General features: G+C 64.4%; 18 protein-coding genes. 15 read left to right on the top strand and 3 right to left on the bottom strand.

Translation table 11 applies throughout. From position 1 onward, the window contains the following. Positions 1-8: 8 nt before the first annotated feature. Positions 9-305: a hypothetical protein gene (locus tag AC5RV6_RS13820; protein WP_494007897.1), complete on the bottom strand. Its 297-nt coding sequence runs from the start codon at positions 303-305 to the stop codon at positions 9-11. A gap of 143 nt (positions 306-448) precedes the next feature. Between AC5RV6_RS13820 and AC5RV6_RS13815 the strand changes: the two genes are divergently transcribed. Beyond that, on the top strand, positions 449-916 hold the full coding sequence (locus AC5RV6_RS13815; RefSeq protein ID WP_494007896.1) for a hypothetical protein: 468 nt from the start codon (positions 449-451) through the stop codon (positions 914-916). Here the strand turns inward: AC5RV6_RS13815 and AC5RV6_RS13810 are convergent. After that, a complete protein-coding gene (locus tag AC5RV6_RS13810; RefSeq protein ID WP_494007895.1) occupies positions 903-2,183 on the bottom strand; it encodes a TetR/AcrR family transcriptional regulator in 1,281 nt (426 codons plus the stop codon). The genes AC5RV6_RS13815 and AC5RV6_RS13810 overlap by 14 nt on opposite strands. 122 nt (positions 2,184-2,305) lie before the next feature. Here AC5RV6_RS13810 and AC5RV6_RS13805 point away from each other — a divergent pair, with 122 nt between their 5' ends. From AC5RV6_RS13805 to AC5RV6_RS13745, 13 genes are all read left to right on the top strand, one after another. Then, positions 2,306-3,184, top strand: a complete 879-nt coding sequence (locus AC5RV6_RS13805) for an alpha/beta fold hydrolase (RefSeq protein WP_494007894.1) — start codon at positions 2,306-2,308, stop codon at positions 3,182-3,184. 53 nt (positions 3,185-3,237) lie between these two features. Continuing rightward, positions 3,238-4,329 carry an amidohydrolase family protein gene (locus AC5RV6_RS13800; RefSeq protein ID WP_494007893.1) on the top strand — a complete coding sequence of 364 codons (1,092 nt, stop codon included), beginning with the start codon at positions 3,238-3,240 and terminating at the stop codon, positions 4,327-4,329. 19 nt (positions 4,330-4,348) lie between these two features. Further along, positions 4,349-5,497 carry an amidohydrolase family protein gene (locus tag AC5RV6_RS13795; protein WP_494007892.1) on the top strand — a complete coding sequence of 383 codons (1,149 nt, stop codon included), beginning with the start codon at positions 4,349-4,351 and terminating at the stop codon, positions 5,495-5,497. Then, positions 5,497-5,877, top strand: coding sequence for a Rieske (2Fe-2S) protein (locus AC5RV6_RS13790; protein WP_494007891.1), 381 nt, complete (start codon positions 5,497-5,499; stop codon positions 5,875-5,877). Before AC5RV6_RS13795 ends, AC5RV6_RS13790 begins: the two co-directional genes overlap by 1 nt. Beyond that, positions 5,874-7,160 carry an NADH-ubiquinone oxidoreductase-F iron-sulfur binding region domain-containing protein gene (locus tag AC5RV6_RS13785; protein WP_494007890.1) on the top strand — a complete coding sequence of 429 codons (1,287 nt, stop codon included), beginning with the start codon at positions 5,874-5,876 and terminating at the stop codon, positions 7,158-7,160. The genes AC5RV6_RS13790 and AC5RV6_RS13785 overlap by 4 nt, the downstream gene beginning before the upstream one ends. Continuing rightward, positions 7,103-7,456 carry a ferredoxin gene (locus tag AC5RV6_RS13780; protein WP_494007889.1) on the top strand — a complete coding sequence of 118 codons (354 nt, stop codon included), beginning with the start codon at positions 7,103-7,105 and terminating at the stop codon, positions 7,454-7,456. Before AC5RV6_RS13785 ends, AC5RV6_RS13780 begins: the two co-directional genes overlap by 58 nt. 92 nt (positions 7,457-7,548) lie before the next feature. Next, positions 7,549-8,943, top strand: coding sequence for an aromatic ring-hydroxylating oxygenase subunit alpha (locus AC5RV6_RS13775; protein ID WP_494007888.1), 1,395 nt, complete (start codon positions 7,549-7,551; stop codon positions 8,941-8,943). A gap of 4 nt (positions 8,944-8,947) precedes the next feature. Beyond that, a complete protein-coding gene (locus tag AC5RV6_RS13770) occupies positions 8,948-9,226 on the top strand; it encodes a hypothetical protein (RefSeq protein WP_494007887.1) in 279 nt (92 codons plus the stop codon). Positions 9,227-9,260: 34 nt separating this feature from the next. Then, on the top strand, positions 9,261-9,611 hold the full coding sequence (locus AC5RV6_RS13765; RefSeq protein WP_494007886.1) for a 2Fe-2S iron-sulfur cluster-binding protein: 351 nt from the start codon (positions 9,261-9,263) through the stop codon (positions 9,609-9,611). After that, positions 9,608-10,621, top strand: coding sequence for a thiamine pyrophosphate-dependent dehydrogenase E1 component subunit alpha (locus AC5RV6_RS13760; RefSeq protein WP_494007885.1), 1,014 nt, complete (start codon positions 9,608-9,610; stop codon positions 10,619-10,621). Before AC5RV6_RS13765 ends, AC5RV6_RS13760 begins: the two co-directional genes overlap by 4 nt. Further along, a complete protein-coding gene (locus AC5RV6_RS13755) occupies positions 10,614-11,612 on the top strand; it encodes an alpha-ketoacid dehydrogenase subunit beta (protein ID WP_494007884.1) in 999 nt (332 codons plus the stop codon). Before AC5RV6_RS13760 ends, AC5RV6_RS13755 begins: the two co-directional genes overlap by 8 nt. Then, on the top strand, positions 11,605-11,850 hold the full coding sequence (locus tag AC5RV6_RS13750; RefSeq protein WP_494007883.1) for a biotin/lipoyl-containing protein: 246 nt from the start codon (positions 11,605-11,607) through the stop codon (positions 11,848-11,850). The genes AC5RV6_RS13755 and AC5RV6_RS13750 overlap by 8 nt, the downstream gene beginning before the upstream one ends. Beyond that, the gene (locus AC5RV6_RS13745) at positions 11,847-13,535 is read left to right on the top strand and encodes an FAD-binding protein (protein WP_494007882.1); all 1,689 of its coding nucleotides are present in this window, start codon (positions 11,847-11,849) and stop codon (positions 13,533-13,535) included. The genes AC5RV6_RS13750 and AC5RV6_RS13745 overlap by 4 nt, the downstream gene beginning before the upstream one ends. Positions 13,536-13,673: 138 nt before the next feature. Here AC5RV6_RS13745 and AC5RV6_RS13740 read toward each other — a convergent pair whose 3' ends face one another. Then, on the bottom strand, positions 13,674-15,074 hold the full coding sequence (locus tag AC5RV6_RS13740; RefSeq protein ID WP_494007881.1) for an MFS transporter: 1,401 nt from the start codon (positions 15,072-15,074) through the stop codon (positions 13,674-13,676). 324 nt (positions 15,075-15,398) lie between these two features. Between AC5RV6_RS13740 and AC5RV6_RS13735 the strand changes: the two genes are divergently transcribed. Continuing rightward, positions 15,399-16,937, top strand: a complete 1,539-nt coding sequence (locus tag AC5RV6_RS13735) for an MFS transporter (RefSeq protein WP_494007880.1) — start codon at positions 15,399-15,401, stop codon at positions 16,935-16,937. Positions 16,938-17,126: the final 189 nt, after the last annotated feature.

Below are 17,126 nucleotides of genomic sequence, written 5' to 3'. Positions count from 1 at the left end.
CGACCACCTCAGCCGACGGCGTCGTACGACACGATGCTGGGAGGGTTGTCCACCATGTCGAGCATGGGCGCCGCATCACTCAGGCCCGCGCTGCGCATGTCCGCCAGTATGGCCGACGCCGGACGGGAGATCCGATAGACAGCAAGGTAGCGCGGCGGCTGGTCTCCGGCATCGTCCGAGCGGAACCGCTCGACGGCTTCGACGCCCGGCACGCGCTCCCGGATCTCGGCAATATGGATGTTCTCGTACCAGGCGTTGAAGTCCGCCTCGGCAACGCCGGCGTGCGGCGTTGTCGTTACGAGCATTACCCCGGAATAGGTCGTAGCGTCCACGGTGGGCTCCTTCGCATCATCGGGAGAGATGGCGACAGAGTACAGTAAACCAATGGTTTGCTCCACAACTTAGAACAATTGTTTGCTCCGAAGCCTGGCCCGGCTAGCATTGCGCCATGCCTACCGCTGTCGTCCGCATTCATTTCGCGTCCCCTGTTGAACCCACCGTCTTCGAGGAGGGCGTGGCCTTCCTGCGGGCGCGAGGCATCCCCCTCGTTGAGTACACGGCAGTCGTCAGTGAGGACGTGCTCGACGGGATCGCCCTGTTGTGCGACGAGACCCAGGAGTGGACGCCCGAAGAGGCTGTCTCGCTATGCGCCGAGGCGTTCCGCGTCTCGGCGCTGCAGGGCCCCACGACCTATGTAAGCCGTGGCACCAACGCCGACGCCGAATCCGTGCTCGCCCGATTTGGCCTGAACGGGCAGGTACGTCGGGACATCGGCAATGAGGGCGACGTCGTAACAGTGACCGTCGCCAGGGCAGACATGCGTCGAGTTCCCGAGAGTCGGCTCCATACCGCGCTCGAGGCGGCGCTGAATGCCGAAGTGCGCATCGAGCTGGTCGCTGCGGTCACCCCGGGGTGAGGAACCCGCGCAGCAGCGAGTTACGAAGGAACCGGTGCGCCCGCTGCGGGCTTGCCCTGGCAAAATCCTGGTACGGCACCCAGCTGATGTAGCGGATCTGCGCGCCGATTTCAGCGGGAGCGCCCAGAGAGCGGATGGACCCGTCCATCGTGCCGCGCTGCAATCTGGATTCGAGCAGGCGCAGGCGCGCACCGGTGCTCTCCCAGTATGACTTCAGTGCCGGGGTGGTCGGGGTCGTCCAGGGTTTGGCCAGCTTGACGATTTCGGTTTCATGGCGGAACCGCCGTTTGGCGGCGATCATCACGAAGGCCAGGGCGTCGAGTGACTCCACCGCTGAATCGCCCGCGGTCAGTACCGAGCGGACCGCGGCGTCCATGTGCGCATCGTAGGTGCCCAGGATTTCGCCGAGGACTTCGTCCTTAGAGGAGACCCGTCGATAGAGGGTGCCCATCCGAACCTGTGCTGCCTCGGCAATGTCACGGACGGTCGTGGCGTCAAAGCCGCGGCGGGCGAACTCGGTTCGCGCCGTGGCCACGATGTGCTCGCGGCTGTTCGGCTCAGTCCGTTGTTCAAGAGGGCCCCAGTCGCTGATCGCACGGCGGGCCGCCGCCATGGCGGCCGAGCGGTCGAGCTCCTCGTCCCCCGGGGTATCGGGGATGATGCCGTCGAGCAGCATTGCAACGTGGAGGTCCGTGCTTGCGCGGGGATGCACCGGCTGCACCGTGTTGACCGACGAGTAAAGGGTGAGGTTGCCCAGGGCGAAGCGCAACAGCCCGAGATCCTGTGTTCCCGGCACTGGGTGGGGGACGAGGTCCTCCACCAGCCGCTTCCAAATACGGTCGAGCCCGGCGCCCGGTGATTTACGGATCTGATGGAACCGCTCGCTGGCCTTCGTGGGTGCGGCATACTCCGTGAGGCGCAGCGCCGCACGGTTCTGCACGGACAGGTCGGCAATCGACCTGGCCGCCTGCTCCAGGTTGGCGCGGGCGTTTCCCTCTCCCGGGGCATCAAGGCGTGCCGACAGCCTTGCAGCGAGCTCTGATGCCTCATGTTCGAAGGCCGCAACGATCTCGAGCGCCACCTCCTCCTTTGAAGCGAAGTGGTGATACAGGCTTCCCGGCAGGATGCCGACGGCGTTGGCGATGTCAGTCATCGTGGTTGACGAGTAGCCGGCAGCCTCGAAGAGTTTCGCGGCCGCGCGCCGGATTTCGACGGTGCGGCCGCTCGCCTTGGCGCGCTCGCCCATAACCTCCTGCGGGATGTCCATCTGGCCATTATCCCCGCCGAAGGTGTGCCCACAAACCCGGACTTGCCGAACTTCGGAGCAATCTTTAGATTCGGACGACAAGTCGGACCGCAGAGTCCGATGCCAGGAGAAGGGAAGCTGCAATGGCGCAGATAGAAGTCAATGGGGGAGTGGTTGAATATGAGCTCCTCGGACCTGAGGACGGCGACGTCGTCACCGTTACGCCGGGCGGGCGGTTCAGCAAGGACTACCCGGGTGTGCGCCCGTTCGCGGAGGCCCTGGCGGAGGTCGGCAAGCGCGTGCTGATCTGGGATCGGCCCAACACGGGGCTGTCGGACGTGCAGATCTATGGCGCCACCGAGTCCCATATGCGTGCCGCAACGCTTGCGGCAATGGTGCGTGATCTGGGTCTGGGGCCTGTCTTTGTGCTCGGCGGCTCCGGTGGCGCCCGCGATTCCATCGTTTTCACCATTGAGTACCCGGAGCTGGTGCGGAAGCTGGTGGTCTGGTCCATCGTTGGAGGTGCGTTCTCGTCGATGAGCCTTGCCGGTGTCTATGTGATGAACGAAATCCGCACGGTCCGCCGGCACGGGATCGCCGGCGTGCTCGAACAGCGGGGCCCGGCAGGCAGCTGGGCAGACCTGGTGGACGTGAATCCGCGCAATGCCAAGCGCCTTCACGAAATCGGGGCGGAAGAGTTCGAACGGGTTATGTGGCGTTGGCTCGAGGCATATGTTCCCAAGCCAACGGAGTCGATTCCCGGCGTTCCCGACCACCAGATGCGGGACATCGCTGTTCCCACGCTGATTGTACGAGGGGGCGAAAACGACATCGACCACCCCAAACGCACCTCACTCGAGGTGCACTCACTCATCCGGGGTTCAACCCTGATTGATCCGCCGTGGCCGGAGGATGCCTGGGAGCGGGCGCAGGCAGCCCGCGACGCCGGACACGGCAGCATCTTTGATCCGTGGATGGACGCGGTGCCGGCCTTCCTTCAGTTCATGGACGCGGGCAGCTGATGAGTATGGGCGGGGGCTTGCGCAACGGTTCGCGAAGCAATAGTTTGGTCCGCATGACCACCGAAACGAGCCCTTCAGAGGCCGGAGCAGGCTTTCGTATCGACGCAAGTGCGCACGTCTTCTTCGCCTCCGACGAGGAACTGCGTGAGTATTTGGGCGAGCCGTGGGCGAGCCGCGGGTTTCCCACCCCGGACGTCACGCACAGCCTCCAGCTGGGCAACCGATATGTGCGCGGCTCGTCCCCGCGCCCCGGTGAGCACCCCGGTTCCGACCCCGAGCTCCTCGGCAGGGTCCTCCTTGAGGAGAGCGGTTTCGACCTCGCCATCCTGCATCCCATGACCGTGGGCGTGCTGCCCGACTGGCACCTCGAGTCAGCCATCCACGAAGCGACCAACCGCATGCTCGTCGAGCGGTGGCTCGACTCAGGTACCTATGCGGACCGGTTCCTCGGAACCATCCGAGTCAACCCAAATGACATCGACAGTGCGGTCCGGGAGATACGCCGCTGGTCGAACCACCCCAAGGTCGTGCAGGTGGGGCTGCCGATGCAGACACAGTCTCCCTACGGCCGGCCGCACTACAAGCCGCTGTGGCGGGCCGCCGTCGAGGCTGGGCTGCCGATCGCGATCCATAACGAGATGGGCCAGGGAATCACTCATCCGCCGACACCGAACGGAGTCGCCCGGACGTACCAACAGCTCGTCGGGTTCCAGCCCCTGAACTTCGTCTACCACCTCATGAACATGATCGCCGAGGGTGTCTTCGAAGAGTTTCCCGAACTGAAGATCGTCTTCGCAGACGGGGCCATCGACATGCTCACACCGATGATCTGGCGTATGGATACCTTTGGCCGCCCCCACCTGGAACAAACACCGTGGGCACCGAAAATGCCCAGCGACTACCTGCCCGGCCACGTCTGGTTCGTCAACGGCGCTCTTGACGGCCCCGGTGAGGTCGACTTCGCCTCGGAGTGGCTGCGGATGACCGGCAAGGAAGACATGCTCATGTTCGGATCCAGTTACCCCGATTGGCAAACCGCGACTGTCCAATCACTGCCTTCGGGGTGGAGCGCCGGGCAGCTCGACAAAGTGCTCTGGCGCAACGCTGCGGAGCTGTATGGCATCCGCGTTCCGGCGAACGCCTAACCGACAGAGGAGACCGGAAATGACACAGATCGATATTCCTGGGGCGCCGCCGACGACGACCACCCCGGTGCGCGTGGTGGACTGCGATGTGCATCCCACGCCGCGCCGCGGCGCCCTGCTGGAGTTCCTCGACCCGAAGACTGCCCGGGAGGTGAAGCTGAAGGCCCAGGGGGCAGACAACGGGCTCTACTACGACCCCCCGGACTACCACCATTCGAAGGCGATGCGGGTGGACTCGTTCCCCGATGACGGGGAGTTTGCGTGCTCGGACCCCGCGCTCGCGTTCCAGCAGCTGGTCATGGATTCAGGTTCGGACCTCGTCATGCTCGGCCCCACGAGCGGGGGTATGGGGGACAACGACGAAGAGGTAACCGCCATGGCCGCGGCCACCAACCTCTGGCAGGAGGCCGCCTGGCTCAACAAAGAGGACAACTGGCACGGACGCTTCTACGGTTCCATCTGCGCCAACATCACCGAGCCCGAACGGGCGGCGCTGGAGATAGAACAGTGGGCCGGGCATGAAAAGTTCAAGCAGGTTCTTATTCATGCCGAGCCCCGCCCGTCATGGGGGCATCCCAAGTACGACCCGATCTGGGCGGCGGCGGTCAAGCACAACATTCCCGTGGCCTGCCACCTGGGCCGCGGCAGGCACAATCTGCTGCCGATGAGTCCCGTCGGATTCATGACCTACAACCACGATTTCATGGTCACCTACTCGATGCTCGCCGCAAACCAGGTGATGAGCCTGATCTTCGACGGGGTATTCGAGAGGTTCCCGACCCTGCAGATTGTGTTCATCGAGCACGCCTTCAGCTGGATCCTGCCCCTCATGTGGCGCATGGATGCCATTCACGCCGCACGCGGCAACGAGACCGGCCTGAGCAAGGAGCCGTCGCAGTACGTGCGGGACAACATCTGGTTCACGACGCAGCCGTTGGACTACCCGGAGGACAAGCTCGAACTGACCCGTCTGCTTGAGTGGATGCCGGCCGACAAGATGATGCTCTTCTCGTCGGACTACCCCCACTGGACCTTCGATGAGCCCCGCTGGCTCGCCAAACACGTTCCTGATCAGATGCGGGACGCCGTAATGTACCGCAATGCCCTCGACCTGTTTGGCCTGCCCTCACACGTGCCGGCTCTCCCGGGACAGGTCAGGGCCTTCTGATGGACACCGGCGAACTGGCCCGGGGTCGTGAACACGTGGTGGCCACCGTCGACGAGATCCCTCCCGGCGGGCACAAGGTGGTTCCGATCGGCCGCTATGGGGTCGGCGTCTACAATGTGCGCGGTTCGTTTTACGCAATCGCAAATTACTGTCCGCACGAGGGTGGTCCGCTGTGCGTCGGGCGCACCCGCGGCACGAACGTTGCCGATGCCTCGCGCCCGGGCGGAGCTCGTGAGACCCGCGACGGCGAGTTCATCTACTGCCCATGGCACCAGTGGGGCTTTGAGCTGGCGACGGGAACAACTGCGGTGAAGCCCGAATGGAGCATCCGCACCTACCCGGTGCGGATCGACGGTGATCAGGTCGTGATCACCGCGTGAGCACTCAGGCCGAAACCACACCGACGATATCCGTCGTCCGATACCCGGGCCTCGCTCCCCGACTGTTGACCACCGAAGGCGAGGAACGGATAGAGGACTACCTGGCGAACGGCGGTTATGCACCGTTGCGGGATCCGGGGGCGCTGCTCGACCAGGTTGCGGCGGCAGGACTGCGGGGCCGGGGTGGGGCGGCGTTTCCTCTCGCCCGCAAGATCCTGACCGTGCGCGGAGGCGCCGCGTCCCCGGTCCTCATCGCCAACGGTGAGGAGGGAGAGCCATCCTCCGTCAAAGACAAGTGGCTCATGTGCCACCGCCCGCACCTCGTCCTGGACGGGGTGCGCCTGGCTGCTGCGATGATCGGTGCGCAGCAGGCGTACGTGTATGTCTCGGACGCCGCCGCCGCCGACAGCATCCGGCGAGCCCTCCAAGAGTTCGGTTCGGAGGGATGGCATGAGCTGCAGGTACAGGTGCACCTCGTCGATCCTGCGTACGTCGCGGGGGAGGAAACCGCCGCCGTGCGCTCCATCAACGGGGGACCTGCGCTGCCTTCGGACAAGCCGCCGCGCCCGTTCGAACGGGGCGTCGACGACCGCCCCACGCAGATCAGCAACGTGGAGACCCTCAGCAACCTGCCGCTGATCCACGCCCACGGCGGCGCCTGGTATCGGATGAACGGTACCGACGACTCCACGGGAACGTTCCTGATGACGCTGACGACACCCCGCGAGACCGTGCTCGCGGAGATCCCGTTTGGGGTGACATTGCGCGACATCTTGGTCTGGCGTGGCTATGACGGAGGGGTCAGTGGAGTCATGATGGGCGGCTACTTTGCCGGACTCGCCTCGGCGCAGGTCCTGGATGTTGCCCTGGACTACGGCTCGGTCGCCTCGGCGGGAAGCGGCCTTGGCTGCGGAGCCATTGGGGTATTCGATGAAGCCACATGCCCCGTGACCGTTGCCGCAGGAATCCTGCGCTACTTCGCCACGCACAATGCCGGCCAATGCGGATCATGCTTCAACGGAACCTCCGCGATGGCTGCCGTCGTCGATGGCCTGCGCCTGGGGCGAGCCCGGGAGGCAGACCTCGATCGCCTGCGGCACTGGGCACTCGACCTGCGCGGCCGCGGCGCGTGCGGCACGCTCGACGGGGCGACCAACGCGGCGGCCACCCTGCTGCGGGAGTTTCCGGAACTCGTGACAACCCATCTCGCCGGCACGTGCCCCGCATGCGTGGCAGCCGGCGAGAATGTTCCACCGCCGTTCTCGATCGGAAAGCAGGAGTGACATCTATGCGCATCAAACTCGACCGAACCGTGTGCGATGGTTTCGGTACCTGTGCACTGCACTCGCCGGAAGTGTTCTCCCTGGACGACTGGGGCTATCCATCCTTGCGGAATGGCAACCAGGTAGCCCCCGAAAAGGAGGCAGACGTGCGTCGCGCAATCCTCGACTGCCCGGCCCACGCGATCGTCGACCTGGCCGACGCGCACCCGGACCTGCTCGGCGGCGAGGCCGGCGTGGCGAGGGCGGGACGTCCCGATGCGATGTGGCCGAGGGATGAGCGTCCGCGGACCACTTAGGCTCTTGTGAGACATAACACACTCACCTATGGTGAGAGCAAACTTTTGGTTCTCAAATGGCTGGTGACCCCCAACGAGTGAGAGGTTCAACGATGAGCACTGACACCCAGCATCTGTCCACGCAAGACATCGAATCGGCAATCGCGCCCGGCCCCAACGGCGACGAGGTCAATGCGAAAGTGCCGCACCACATGGTGGACTCTCTGCACGTCCCAGCAGAGCGCTACTATTCCCGTGAGTTTTTCGAACTCGAGAAGAAGCACCTGTGGCCCAAAGTGTGGCAGATGGCCGCCCGCGAAGAGGAGATTCCGTATCCGGGCGATTTCGTCGAGTACGAAATCGTCGGGCAGTCCCTTCTGATCGTGCGCCAACCCGACGGCTCCATCAAGGCGCTGCACAATGCCTGCCGGCACCGTGCCACCGAGCTCGGCAAGGGATGTGGGCGCTTTCCAGGCAACCAGATCGTCTGTCCGTTCCACGGGTGGCGCTGGAAGACGGACGGCTCGATCAGCCATGTATTCGGGCGCGAAGGGTTTGTCCCGGCCACGATCGATCCGAGCAACATCAATCTGCGTGAGGCGCGGTGCGAGACGTGGGCCGGAATGGTCTGGATCAACATGGATCTCAACGCGCCGCCGCTGATGGAAGCGCTGTTCCCCGCAGCGAACATCCTCGAGCGCAACGGAGTGCAGAACATGCAGGCCAAGTGGTGGAAGGAAGGGATCATCAACTGCAACTGGAAGCTCGCCCAGGAGGCGTTCTTCGAGGGGTGGCACGTCAAGCAGACGCACCCGCAGCTGTACACCTACACGGGTGATGCTGACAGCGAGCAGAACAAACAGAATGTGTCGTACACGCCGTTCATCAACGGTCACGGGCGCTTCCAGAGCGGTGACGCGCGGGCGAGCTACGGCGGTAAGGCCGACTTCCTTGAATCGGCACGAAACCTGTTCAAGGGTCAGGACGCGATGACGCTTGAGCGCGACGTCACGGTCTTCGAATCCGTCGCCGGGGACATGGACACGAGTACGCCGGAGTACACGCAGAAGGCCTTGAAGGCACTGTTCGACTTCTGGGAGGGAGCCGGCATCGCCGCTCCCGCGCTGACGCCCGAGGTGATGAAGATGTGGGGCGGTGACATCCATTTGTTCCCGAACTACCTGATGCTGCCGATGTACACCAACTGCCTGGTTTATCGGGTGCGGCCCTACAACGATGACCCTGAGTGGTGCCGGTTCGAGGTGTGGTCGCTCACGACCTATCCCAAGGGACACGATAACGGGCGACTCACGCTGAGCGGCCGCTATGACAAGGACGACGCCGATCACTGGGGCCTCATTCCGCGTCAGGACTTCGCCAACCTTGAACGCATGCAGCGCGGCATCAAGAACGTGTCGCTGGATCAGACGACGCTGGCGTCGGAATGGGAGATCACTATCTCAAACATGCATCAGGAACTCGACCGGCGCCTCGCTGCGGAGCTCTGACGCAGTGTTCACCGCAAGCAATGTCCAGGACATCATGCCGGAGGAAGGGGCGCCCTTCACCGGCGCCCTTGCCGCAAAACTCGTCGACATCGACCGCACCCGCATCAATCAGTCGGATGAGTTGGTACTGCGCAAGGCTGTCTTTGGGCTGCTGGAAATCGTGAGCATGCTCGAGGCGAGAATCGCGACGCTGGAAGGCGCGGAGGCCGCAGCGGCCTGGCGGGAACGGTTCGAGGCGGATATGGCCGAACCCAGTCCCGACGAACTGCGGATCGGCGAATGAACGCTTCAGCAGCGGGGCGGCAGTGATGGCTCGGGTGCGGATCCTGCCGGCCGACATCGACCTGGAGGTGGAACCGTTTGAATCCGTCGCTGAAGCGGCCTGGCGCCAGGGCTTCGTCTGGCCGACCCAGTGCTGGGGCCAGCTTGAATGCATGAGCTGCTTCGCCAGGATCGTCGACGGTGAACGCGACGCGCTGCCGGCCGAGGAGGCCGAACTCGATGCCGTCCGGTTGAAGATGCCCGGCCCCTTGGCCAGCGACAGCCTCGTTCGCCTCGCATGCCAGCTGAGGTGCAGGGGCGACTCGCTTGTCCTCGAGAAGCGGGGAGTCCGTGAGGCCGTGAGCGAAGACAACAACATGCAGGATTTCGAAGGGAGTGCAACATGAGCACAACAACCGGGACCGTCGGTACGGAATCCGGCCTTGACCCCGCGGCGTTGCGGAGTCTGTGGCGGTCGATGGCCCGCGAAGAAGCGCTGGACACCCGCATCGTCACCGGCATCAAGCGGGGCGAACTCGCCACGGTGATCTGGCCGTCACGCGGACAGGAGGCCGTATCCGCGGCGATGGGGCACGTCCTGCGCCGGGATGACCGGCTCATTACCACGTATCGCGGACTTCATGACCACGTCGCCAAGGGGGTGCCCCTCACTGAAATTATCGGCGAAGTGATGGGTACGGCCGTCGGGGCTTCCCGGGGGAAAGGAGGGACAATGCACATCGCCGACCCCGAGCACGGGGTGCTGCTGACCACGGGCATCGTCGGCTCAGGCATCCCGATCGCAGTGGGGGCGGCGCTTGCCGCCGTCAAACAGGAATCTGACCGCGTCACCGTTGTCACCTTCGGCGACGGAGCAACCAATACGGGGTCATTCCATGAAGGCCTGAACCTCGCTGCTGTGTGGAAGCTTCCCGTCATCTTCCTCTGCCAGAACAACCTGTACGCAGAAATGACACCGATCGAGGACACGATGGCGATTCCGCACGTCGCCGATCGTGCCAAGGGCGTGGGAATGCCCGGGGTCACCGTCGACGGGAACGATCCGGTGGCGATGGTGGAGGTGTTGAATCAAGCTGTCGAACGCGCCCGCTCCGGCGGCGGCCCCACCCTTGTCGAGGCCGTCACCTTCCGTTTCGAAGGCCACTACGCCGGCGACCTGGGGAAGTACATCCCGGGTGAACAGCTGGCGCACCAGCGCGGGCTGGACCCGATGGTCACCTTTCCGCGGTATCTCGTCGACAACGGCGTCACCCAGGAGGAAATCGACACTATCCGCGCCGAAGCGGCCGCGGAGGTTGAAACAGCACTCAAGGAGGTGCTCGCGGCGCCGATCCCGGATGCCGCCGAGATTCGTGCAGACATCTACTCGAATGAACTGGTGGTCACCCATGACTGAGACACGCGTCATCTCTATCCGTGAGGCGCTCAACGAAGCCCTCGAAGAGGCACTGCGCACCGACCCCACGGTCTTCCTCCTGGGAGAAGACCTCGCAGACCCCGCCGCCGGTGTGAATGCCGTTACACGGGGGCTGTCGACGACCTTCGGATCCGACAGGGTAATGAACACTCCGATTTCCGAGGCCGCTATTGTCGGTGCTGCGGTCGGTGCCGCCATCGAAGGGTTCAAGCCGGTCGCCGAGATCATGATCATGGACTTCATCGGCATAGCGATGGACCAGATCGTCAACCATGCTGCAAAGGTCCGGTATATGTCCGGCGGGCGCACGACCTGTCCCTTGACAGTGCGCACGGCGGTCTTTGCCGGCACAGGCTCAGGCGGGACCCACTCGCAGTCGCTCGAGGCCTGGTTCATGCACGTTCCCGGGATGAAGGTTGTGTTCCCGAGCAATGCGGCAGACGCCAAGGGGCTGCTCCTTGAGGCCATCTTCGATCCCGATCCGGTGCTGGTCATCGAGGCATCGCGGATGTACGGGCTGAAGGGGGAAGTACCTGTCGGTGACGGCCACCGCGTTCCGATCGGCAAAGCCGCCACGCTGCGATCGGGCAGCGACGTCACGCTCATCACCTACGGCCTCGCCACGGCTGCAACGATGCAGGCGGCTCAGCAGCTTGCGGAGGAAGGCGTCGACGCTGAGGTCATTGACCTGCGCTCGCTGCTGCCCCTGGACATGGAGACCGTGCTCGAATCGGTTGGCCGCACGCGCCGTGCTGTCATCGCACATAACGCCACGACGTTCGCAGGACCCGGAGCCGAGGTCGCCGCACAGATCTCGGCCAAACTCTTCGGGGTCCTCTCCGCACCGGTTGAGCGAGTCGGAGCGCACTTCACCCCCATCCCCGCGAGGGCGTCGGAATCTGTAGTGACGCTCGGCGTCGAAGACATCCTCAATGCGGCAAGAACAGTGACGGGAGCAGTACGTGTCTGAAGTATCAGTGACGATTCCAAAAGTCTCCATGGCATCCGAGGAGGTCGTCTTCGTAGGGTGGCTCGTCGGTGACGGAACAACCGTCGCGGAGGGTGATGCGATCTACAGCGTCGAGACCGAAAAAGTCGAGACGGACGTCGAGGCGGCCGCCAGCGGCATCCTGCGGTACGGCGAAGCGTCCGAAGACGAGTCCTACGCAGTCGGCAGCGAAATCGGGCGAATCGAGCTGGTCTCATGAGCACGGTTACCTGGGATGAAGAGTTCGATGTCGTCGTGATCGGCAGCGGCGGCGGTGGATTGCTGGCCGCCCTCGCCGCCCGGGATGCCGGAGGCAGCGTGCTTGTCGCGGAGAAACGCGAACTGATCGGTGGCTCGACTGCCATGTCGGGGGGAGTCGTGTGGCTGCCCAACAACCCGCTGATGCAGCGGGACGGCATAAAGGACAGCGATGACGCCGGCCTGCGCTACTTCGCAGAGACCGTCGGTGAGGTTGGCCCGGCCTCCTCTCAAAGGCGCCGTGAGGTATTCATCAGTAAGGGACGCGAGATGGTGCGTTTCCTGGAGGAACGCGGCGCCCGCTTCACCCGGTGTGTGAACTACAGCGACTATTACTCGAACCGTCCCGGGGGGAGTGCCATCGGTCGGTCGATCGAGCCGCTGCCATACGACGGCCGCCAGCTTGGAGAGTGGCTGCCGCGGGTCCAGCCCGGCATGGCCAGGGGGCTCGGAATGAACGTCATGACCAACGAGCTCCGTGACGTGCAGTACGTGAACAGGTCCCTGCGGTCGTTCACCATCGCCGCGCGGGTGCAGCTGCGAACATGGCGGGCTTCACTCACGAAGAAGCCGCTGCTCACCAACGGAACCGCTCTTATCGCATTGATCCTGAAGATGTGCATAGATCGCGGTGTCGAGGTGCGCACCGAAACGGCATTCGAGGAGTACGTGGTCGAGGACGGCGTCGTCGCCGGCGTTAGGCTGCGTACGGGGGATGCCGTGCGGACAGTTCGTGCACGCCGCGGAGTAGTGGTTGCGGCCGGTGGGTTCGCCCATAATCCGGAGCTGCGGAAGCGTTTCGGCGGCAGCCAGGTGCCGGACCCGTCCTGGTCCGTTGCCAATCCCGGCGATACCGGGGACACCGTTGCCGCGACCCTCGCGCTGGGAGCGAAGACGGATTTCATGGATGAGGCATGGTGGCTGCCCGGCCCGCCGCGCGAACTGAGCGGCGGAACATTGACAGCAGCGCGAAACCGGCCTCGGACCATCATCGTCGGAGCCGACGGCAAGCGCTTTGCCAACGAATCGAACTCATACGTGGAGCTGGGCAAGGCAATGTTTGACCGGCACCGGACCACCGGTGCGGTGCCGGCCTGGCTGATCTTTGACGATGGGTACCGCCGCGCCTATGCCCACACCCGCAGCCTGCTCTTCGGGCGTTTGCCGAAGGAATGGCTGGCGTCGTCGGAGTTCCAGCATGCAGCAAGCCTGTCGGAGCTGGCGAACAAATGCGGTATCGATGCAGCAGGGCTGCAGGAACAGGTCAGGCGCTTCAACGCGCATGCGGCCGCCGGAAAAGACCCTGAGTTCGGCCGCGGGGAATCCGAGTACAACCATTGTCTCGGAGACCCCAACCCGCGCATCCCAAATCCGGCGGTCGGCCCGCTGGACCGAGGACCCTTCTATGCGTTCCGGGTTTATCCGTCCGACGTCGGGACGTGCGGCGGGTTCCTCACAGACGAGTATGGGCGGGTTCTAACGGAGGACGGCCCCGTACCGGGGCTCTACGCGACGGGTAACGGCACCGCTACGGTGATGGGCCGTCACTACCTCGGAGCCGGCGCCAGTATCGCTAACACCATGGTTTTCGGCTATGTCGCAGGACTCCACGCCATGGACAGGGCCGCAGTGGACGTTCCCGCCTGATCCGAGGCTGAATAATTGCGAAGGCCCCGGTGGCCGGCGGCCCGTCCGCAGCCACCGGGGCCTTCCCTGCGCCCTGGACGATCATCCGCGAGCATTCCTGGTGAGCGCTGGCCCCGATATATCGGTCGGCGGCAAGGTTCAGGGCCGCGTGCTGCGCCGCGGCACACCACGACGCCCAGCTTTCCGGGACCCGCCTCCACCGGGAACGGCGGCTGCGAGGCCCACGCTTACGATCGTGCCTCCGGCACCGAGCAGCAAGGCGGAGCGAAACCCGTCGGAGGTCGGATCCCCGGTGGCCGACACAGCGGCGGAGTGGGCGAGCACGGCGGCGACGATCGCAGACGCGGCTGCAGTGCCGAGCGCGCGCACGAGTGTGTTGAGCCCATTGGCTGCCGCGGTTTCGGTTATCGGAACGGCCCGCATGATCAAAGCCGGCATGGCGGCATAGCCAAGACCGATGCCAATGCCAACCACCGCCATGACGAGCGCGACTGACCATCCTGTGAGCGTAACGGTGAGGGCGAGAAGATAGGACACGCCAAGCACCACGCCGCCGACGACCAGGAGCGGCTTTGGCCCCAACCGGTCGATCATGTGCCCGGCAACCGGTGACATCGCGAGCATTGCGAGTCCGGAAGGCATCAGGATGAGTCCGGCCGTGAGCAGTGGAAGCCCAAGGCCGCCGGAGGGCCCCGGGAGGGTGAGGATCTGCGGAAAAGCGATGCTGGGGACAAACATCGCAAAGCCCATCGCCATTGACGCGATGTTCGTCATCAGCACGGGGCGCTGAAGGCTCACCCGTACATTCACGAGCGGATCAGATTTGCGCCACTGGTGCCAGGTCCAGAAGGAGAGGGAGACCGCGGCGGCCCCTGCACACCCGAGGGTCCAGGGTGACGCCCACCCCCACTCGTTGCCCTTCGAGAGAACGAGCAACAGCGCTGTCAGCCAAGCAGCCAGCCCCACCGCACCCACGAAGTCAACCCGGCCGCTGGTCCCTGGCCGGCTCTGCGGCAGGACCACTGAACAGAGAACAAGTGCCAGCGTGCCCAGGGCAGCGGCGACGATGAACAGCAGGTGCCAGTCCCCGGCTGAAGTGATGAAGGCAGCCACCGGGAGCCCGGCCGCTGAGCCCGCCCCCATCGTGGCGCTGACCAGGGCGATTGCTGATCCCAGCCGAGCGGGCTGGACGGTGTCGCGCAGCAGGGCGATTCCTATGGGAATCACTCCCATGCCCAGGCCCTGGAGGGCTCGTCCGAAAAGCATGGGCACGAGGCTGCCTGACAGCGCGGACAGCAGCGATCCGGCCACGAGCAGGCTGAGGAGCACAAGGATAACGCGGCGCTTGCCGAACATGTCGCCCAGCCGGCCCGAAATGGGAGTGCAGACGCAGGACACGAGGATCGTGATGGTGATGACCCAGGCCGTCCCGGCCCGGGACGCTCCCAGCAGTGTCGGCAGCTCTGCCTGGATCGGGATCAGGATCGAGTGCATGAAGGCGGCAACCATTCCCGCGATTCCCAGGACCACAACAATCATGCCGGTTGGCGCCTTCCGAGGCAGGATTGGCGTGGTGGTCGCGGAGCTCCCGGCACGCCGTCGAGCACGCCGCTGCTCGGTCTGTTTGGGTTGTAGGCCGGTCTGTTTCACACGGCTGTTATACCATCGCGTCGGAACAAAAGTTAGGTTCGTTATCAATCTCGCGGCATTACGGAAAAGACGCGTTATTGCTGGGCTGTGGGGGTTGTGGGGCGGTCAGTGGCTTGCTAGCATCCGCAACGGAACAAAGTTTTGGTCTGCATAGTTCTGTTCGGTGCAACCAGCCGGGCAGTTCCCGACTCCCTCAATGGCGAAGGAATCAACATGAGCAGGAACTCCACCGCGGGAGGCCCGGCGTCCGGGGGGCCCAGCGCAGCTAACGATCGATGGACGAAGAGCATGGTGCTCACAACCGTGCTGCTTGCCCTGACTCTGGAAGCGGTCGCCCTCGGTGCGATCATGATCTCGGTTGCCCTGCCGAGCATTCTCCAGGAGTTTCCCACGGACCAAGGCGGCTGGCTGCCTTCGGCGTACTACCTGGCCGGTGCGGTTGCCGCACCGCTGCTCGGGAAATGCGCCGACCTCTATGGGAAGAAGCGCATGCTCCTGATCACCATGGGCATCTCAGGGCTCGGCACGGTCATCTGCGTGCTTGCTCCGTCCTTCGGATTCCTCATCCTGGGGCGTGTATTCCAGGGCGTGATCCTCGCGACGCTGTCGCTGACATACTCCCTCATCCGGGATATTTTCCCGCCGAAACCTGCGGCGTTTGCAGCGAGCCTCACCATCACCGGGATGGGCTTCTTCGGCATCATCACCCCGATCATCATCGGCTGGCTTATCGCGCAGTTCGGCTGGCGCGGCATGTTTATGTTCGACGTCGTCTGGACCTTTGGCATGCTGGTGCTCGTGGCGATCGTTGTTCCGGAGTCCACGCTGCGCAAAAAGGCCCGGCCCGACATCATTGGAGCCTTCCTGCTGGCCTTCGGCGTCGCCGGCATGCTCATCTATGTGAGTCTCGGCAACAGCTATGGCTGGGCATCCAGCCTCGCGCTGTCCTTTCTTATCGGCGGCGTGGTCCTGTTTGTCGCGGCGCTCATCCGCGCACGCCGAGTCGAAGAGCCGATCATCAACGTCAACCTGTTCACACGCCGCGCCGTTATTTTTGCCGCCCTCCTCGGCGGCGTGGGATACGCGATGTCGGCCACGATTGGCCAGCTTATCCCGCTGCTCGCGCTTACCCAGCGCGAAGATGGCATAACCTATGGTCTCGGCATCACCACCGTTCAGTACGCACAGATCGAAACGCCCAAGGCGCTCATGGCGGCCCTGGCCGGTTTCTTTCTCGGTTGGCTCGTGGCACGCGGCCGCTCGCCGCGCATGTTCATGGTGGTCGGTATGGCACTGTGGGGGGCGGCGGCCATTCTGCTCGCCACGTTGAACGACACACAGGGCCTGCTCACGGTCGGCGCCCTCGTCGCCGGCTTTGCTGGCGGCATGGTGAACGCTTCCCTGCCCAACGTTGTCATCCAGGCGTCCCCGGCCGGGGACCAGGCCTCTGTCGCCGGCACCGTGCAGCTTGTGCAGACAGGACTGGGTGCCATCGCCCCGGTTGTTATGTTCACGCTGATGGCACCCTACATTGGGCCGAGCTCTACGGGCGGCATCGTCTACGGTGAGCGGGGATTCCACATTTGGCTGTACGGATCCGCAGGACTCATCGCAATCCTGCTCGTGCTCGCGGGTACGGTGCTGCGCCCGCGTCCCGGTGAGGTGCAGACGCTCGAGCAGCAGGCGGCGACGGCTGCGGCTGTGGCTGCCAAAGGCGAATCCGACCCGACGCTCGTCCTCGACCGCGACTGACCGCACCCGAGAACAACGGGCCCGCCCTATCCAGATAGGAAGGGAGGGGCCCGTTGTGACGCCGGCAAGCGCCTGCCGGAACTAGAGGCCTTGCCAGACAGGCGCACGTTGCGAGCGGCCGCCGGAGAGGCTGCAGCAGACTGTTGACCGTCCAGAGCGGCCGGTACTGCCCGCCGGCCTCCGTGCTAA

The organism is Arthrobacter saudimassiliensis, assembly GCF_059090665.1.
This window is presented reverse-complemented; position numbering and strand designations above follow the sequence as displayed.

What these genes read in the sequence shown, in the direction of transcription:
- AC5RV6_RS13820 (WP_494007897.1), bottom strand. Translation starts at nt 305, where the DNA reads ATGCTCGTAACGACAACGCCGCACGCCGGCGTTGCCGAGGCGGACTTC.
- AC5RV6_RS13815 (WP_494007896.1), top strand. Translation starts at nt 449, where the DNA reads ATGCCTACCGCTGTCGTCCGCATTCATTTCGCGTCCCCTGTTGAACCC.
- AC5RV6_RS13810 (WP_494007895.1), bottom strand. Translation starts at nt 2,183, where the DNA reads ATGGACATCCCGCAGGAGGTTATGGGCGAGCGCGCCAAGGCGAGCGGC.
- AC5RV6_RS13805 (WP_494007894.1), top strand. Translation starts at nt 2,306, where the DNA reads ATGGCGCAGATAGAAGTCAATGGGGGAGTGGTTGAATATGAGCTCCTC.
- AC5RV6_RS13800 (WP_494007893.1), top strand. Translation starts at nt 3,238, where the DNA reads ATGACCACCGAAACGAGCCCTTCAGAGGCCGGAGCAGGCTTTCGTATC.
- AC5RV6_RS13795 (WP_494007892.1), top strand. Translation starts at nt 4,349, where the DNA reads ATGACACAGATCGATATTCCTGGGGCGCCGCCGACGACGACCACCCCG.
- AC5RV6_RS13790 (WP_494007891.1), top strand. Translation starts at nt 5,497, where the DNA reads ATGGACACCGGCGAACTGGCCCGGGGTCGTGAACACGTGGTGGCCACC.
- AC5RV6_RS13780 (WP_494007889.1), top strand. Translation starts at nt 7,103, where the DNA reads ATGCGTGGCAGCCGGCGAGAATGTTCCACCGCCGTTCTCGATCGGAAA.
- AC5RV6_RS13775 (WP_494007888.1), top strand. Translation starts at nt 7,549, where the DNA reads ATGAGCACTGACACCCAGCATCTGTCCACGCAAGACATCGAATCGGCA.
- AC5RV6_RS13760 (WP_494007885.1), top strand. Translation starts at nt 9,608, where the DNA reads ATGAGCACAACAACCGGGACCGTCGGTACGGAATCCGGCCTTGACCCC.
- AC5RV6_RS13755 (WP_494007884.1), top strand. Translation starts at nt 10,614, where the DNA reads ATGACTGAGACACGCGTCATCTCTATCCGTGAGGCGCTCAACGAAGCC.
- AC5RV6_RS13745 (WP_494007882.1), top strand. Translation starts at nt 11,847, where the DNA reads ATGAGCACGGTTACCTGGGATGAAGAGTTCGATGTCGTCGTGATCGGC.
- AC5RV6_RS13740 (WP_494007881.1), bottom strand. Translation starts at nt 15,074, where the DNA reads ATGATTGTTGTGGTCCTGGGAATCGCGGGAATGGTTGCCGCCTTCATG.
- AC5RV6_RS13735 (WP_494007880.1), top strand. Translation starts at nt 15,399, where the DNA reads ATGAGCAGGAACTCCACCGCGGGAGGCCCGGCGTCCGGGGGGCCCAGC.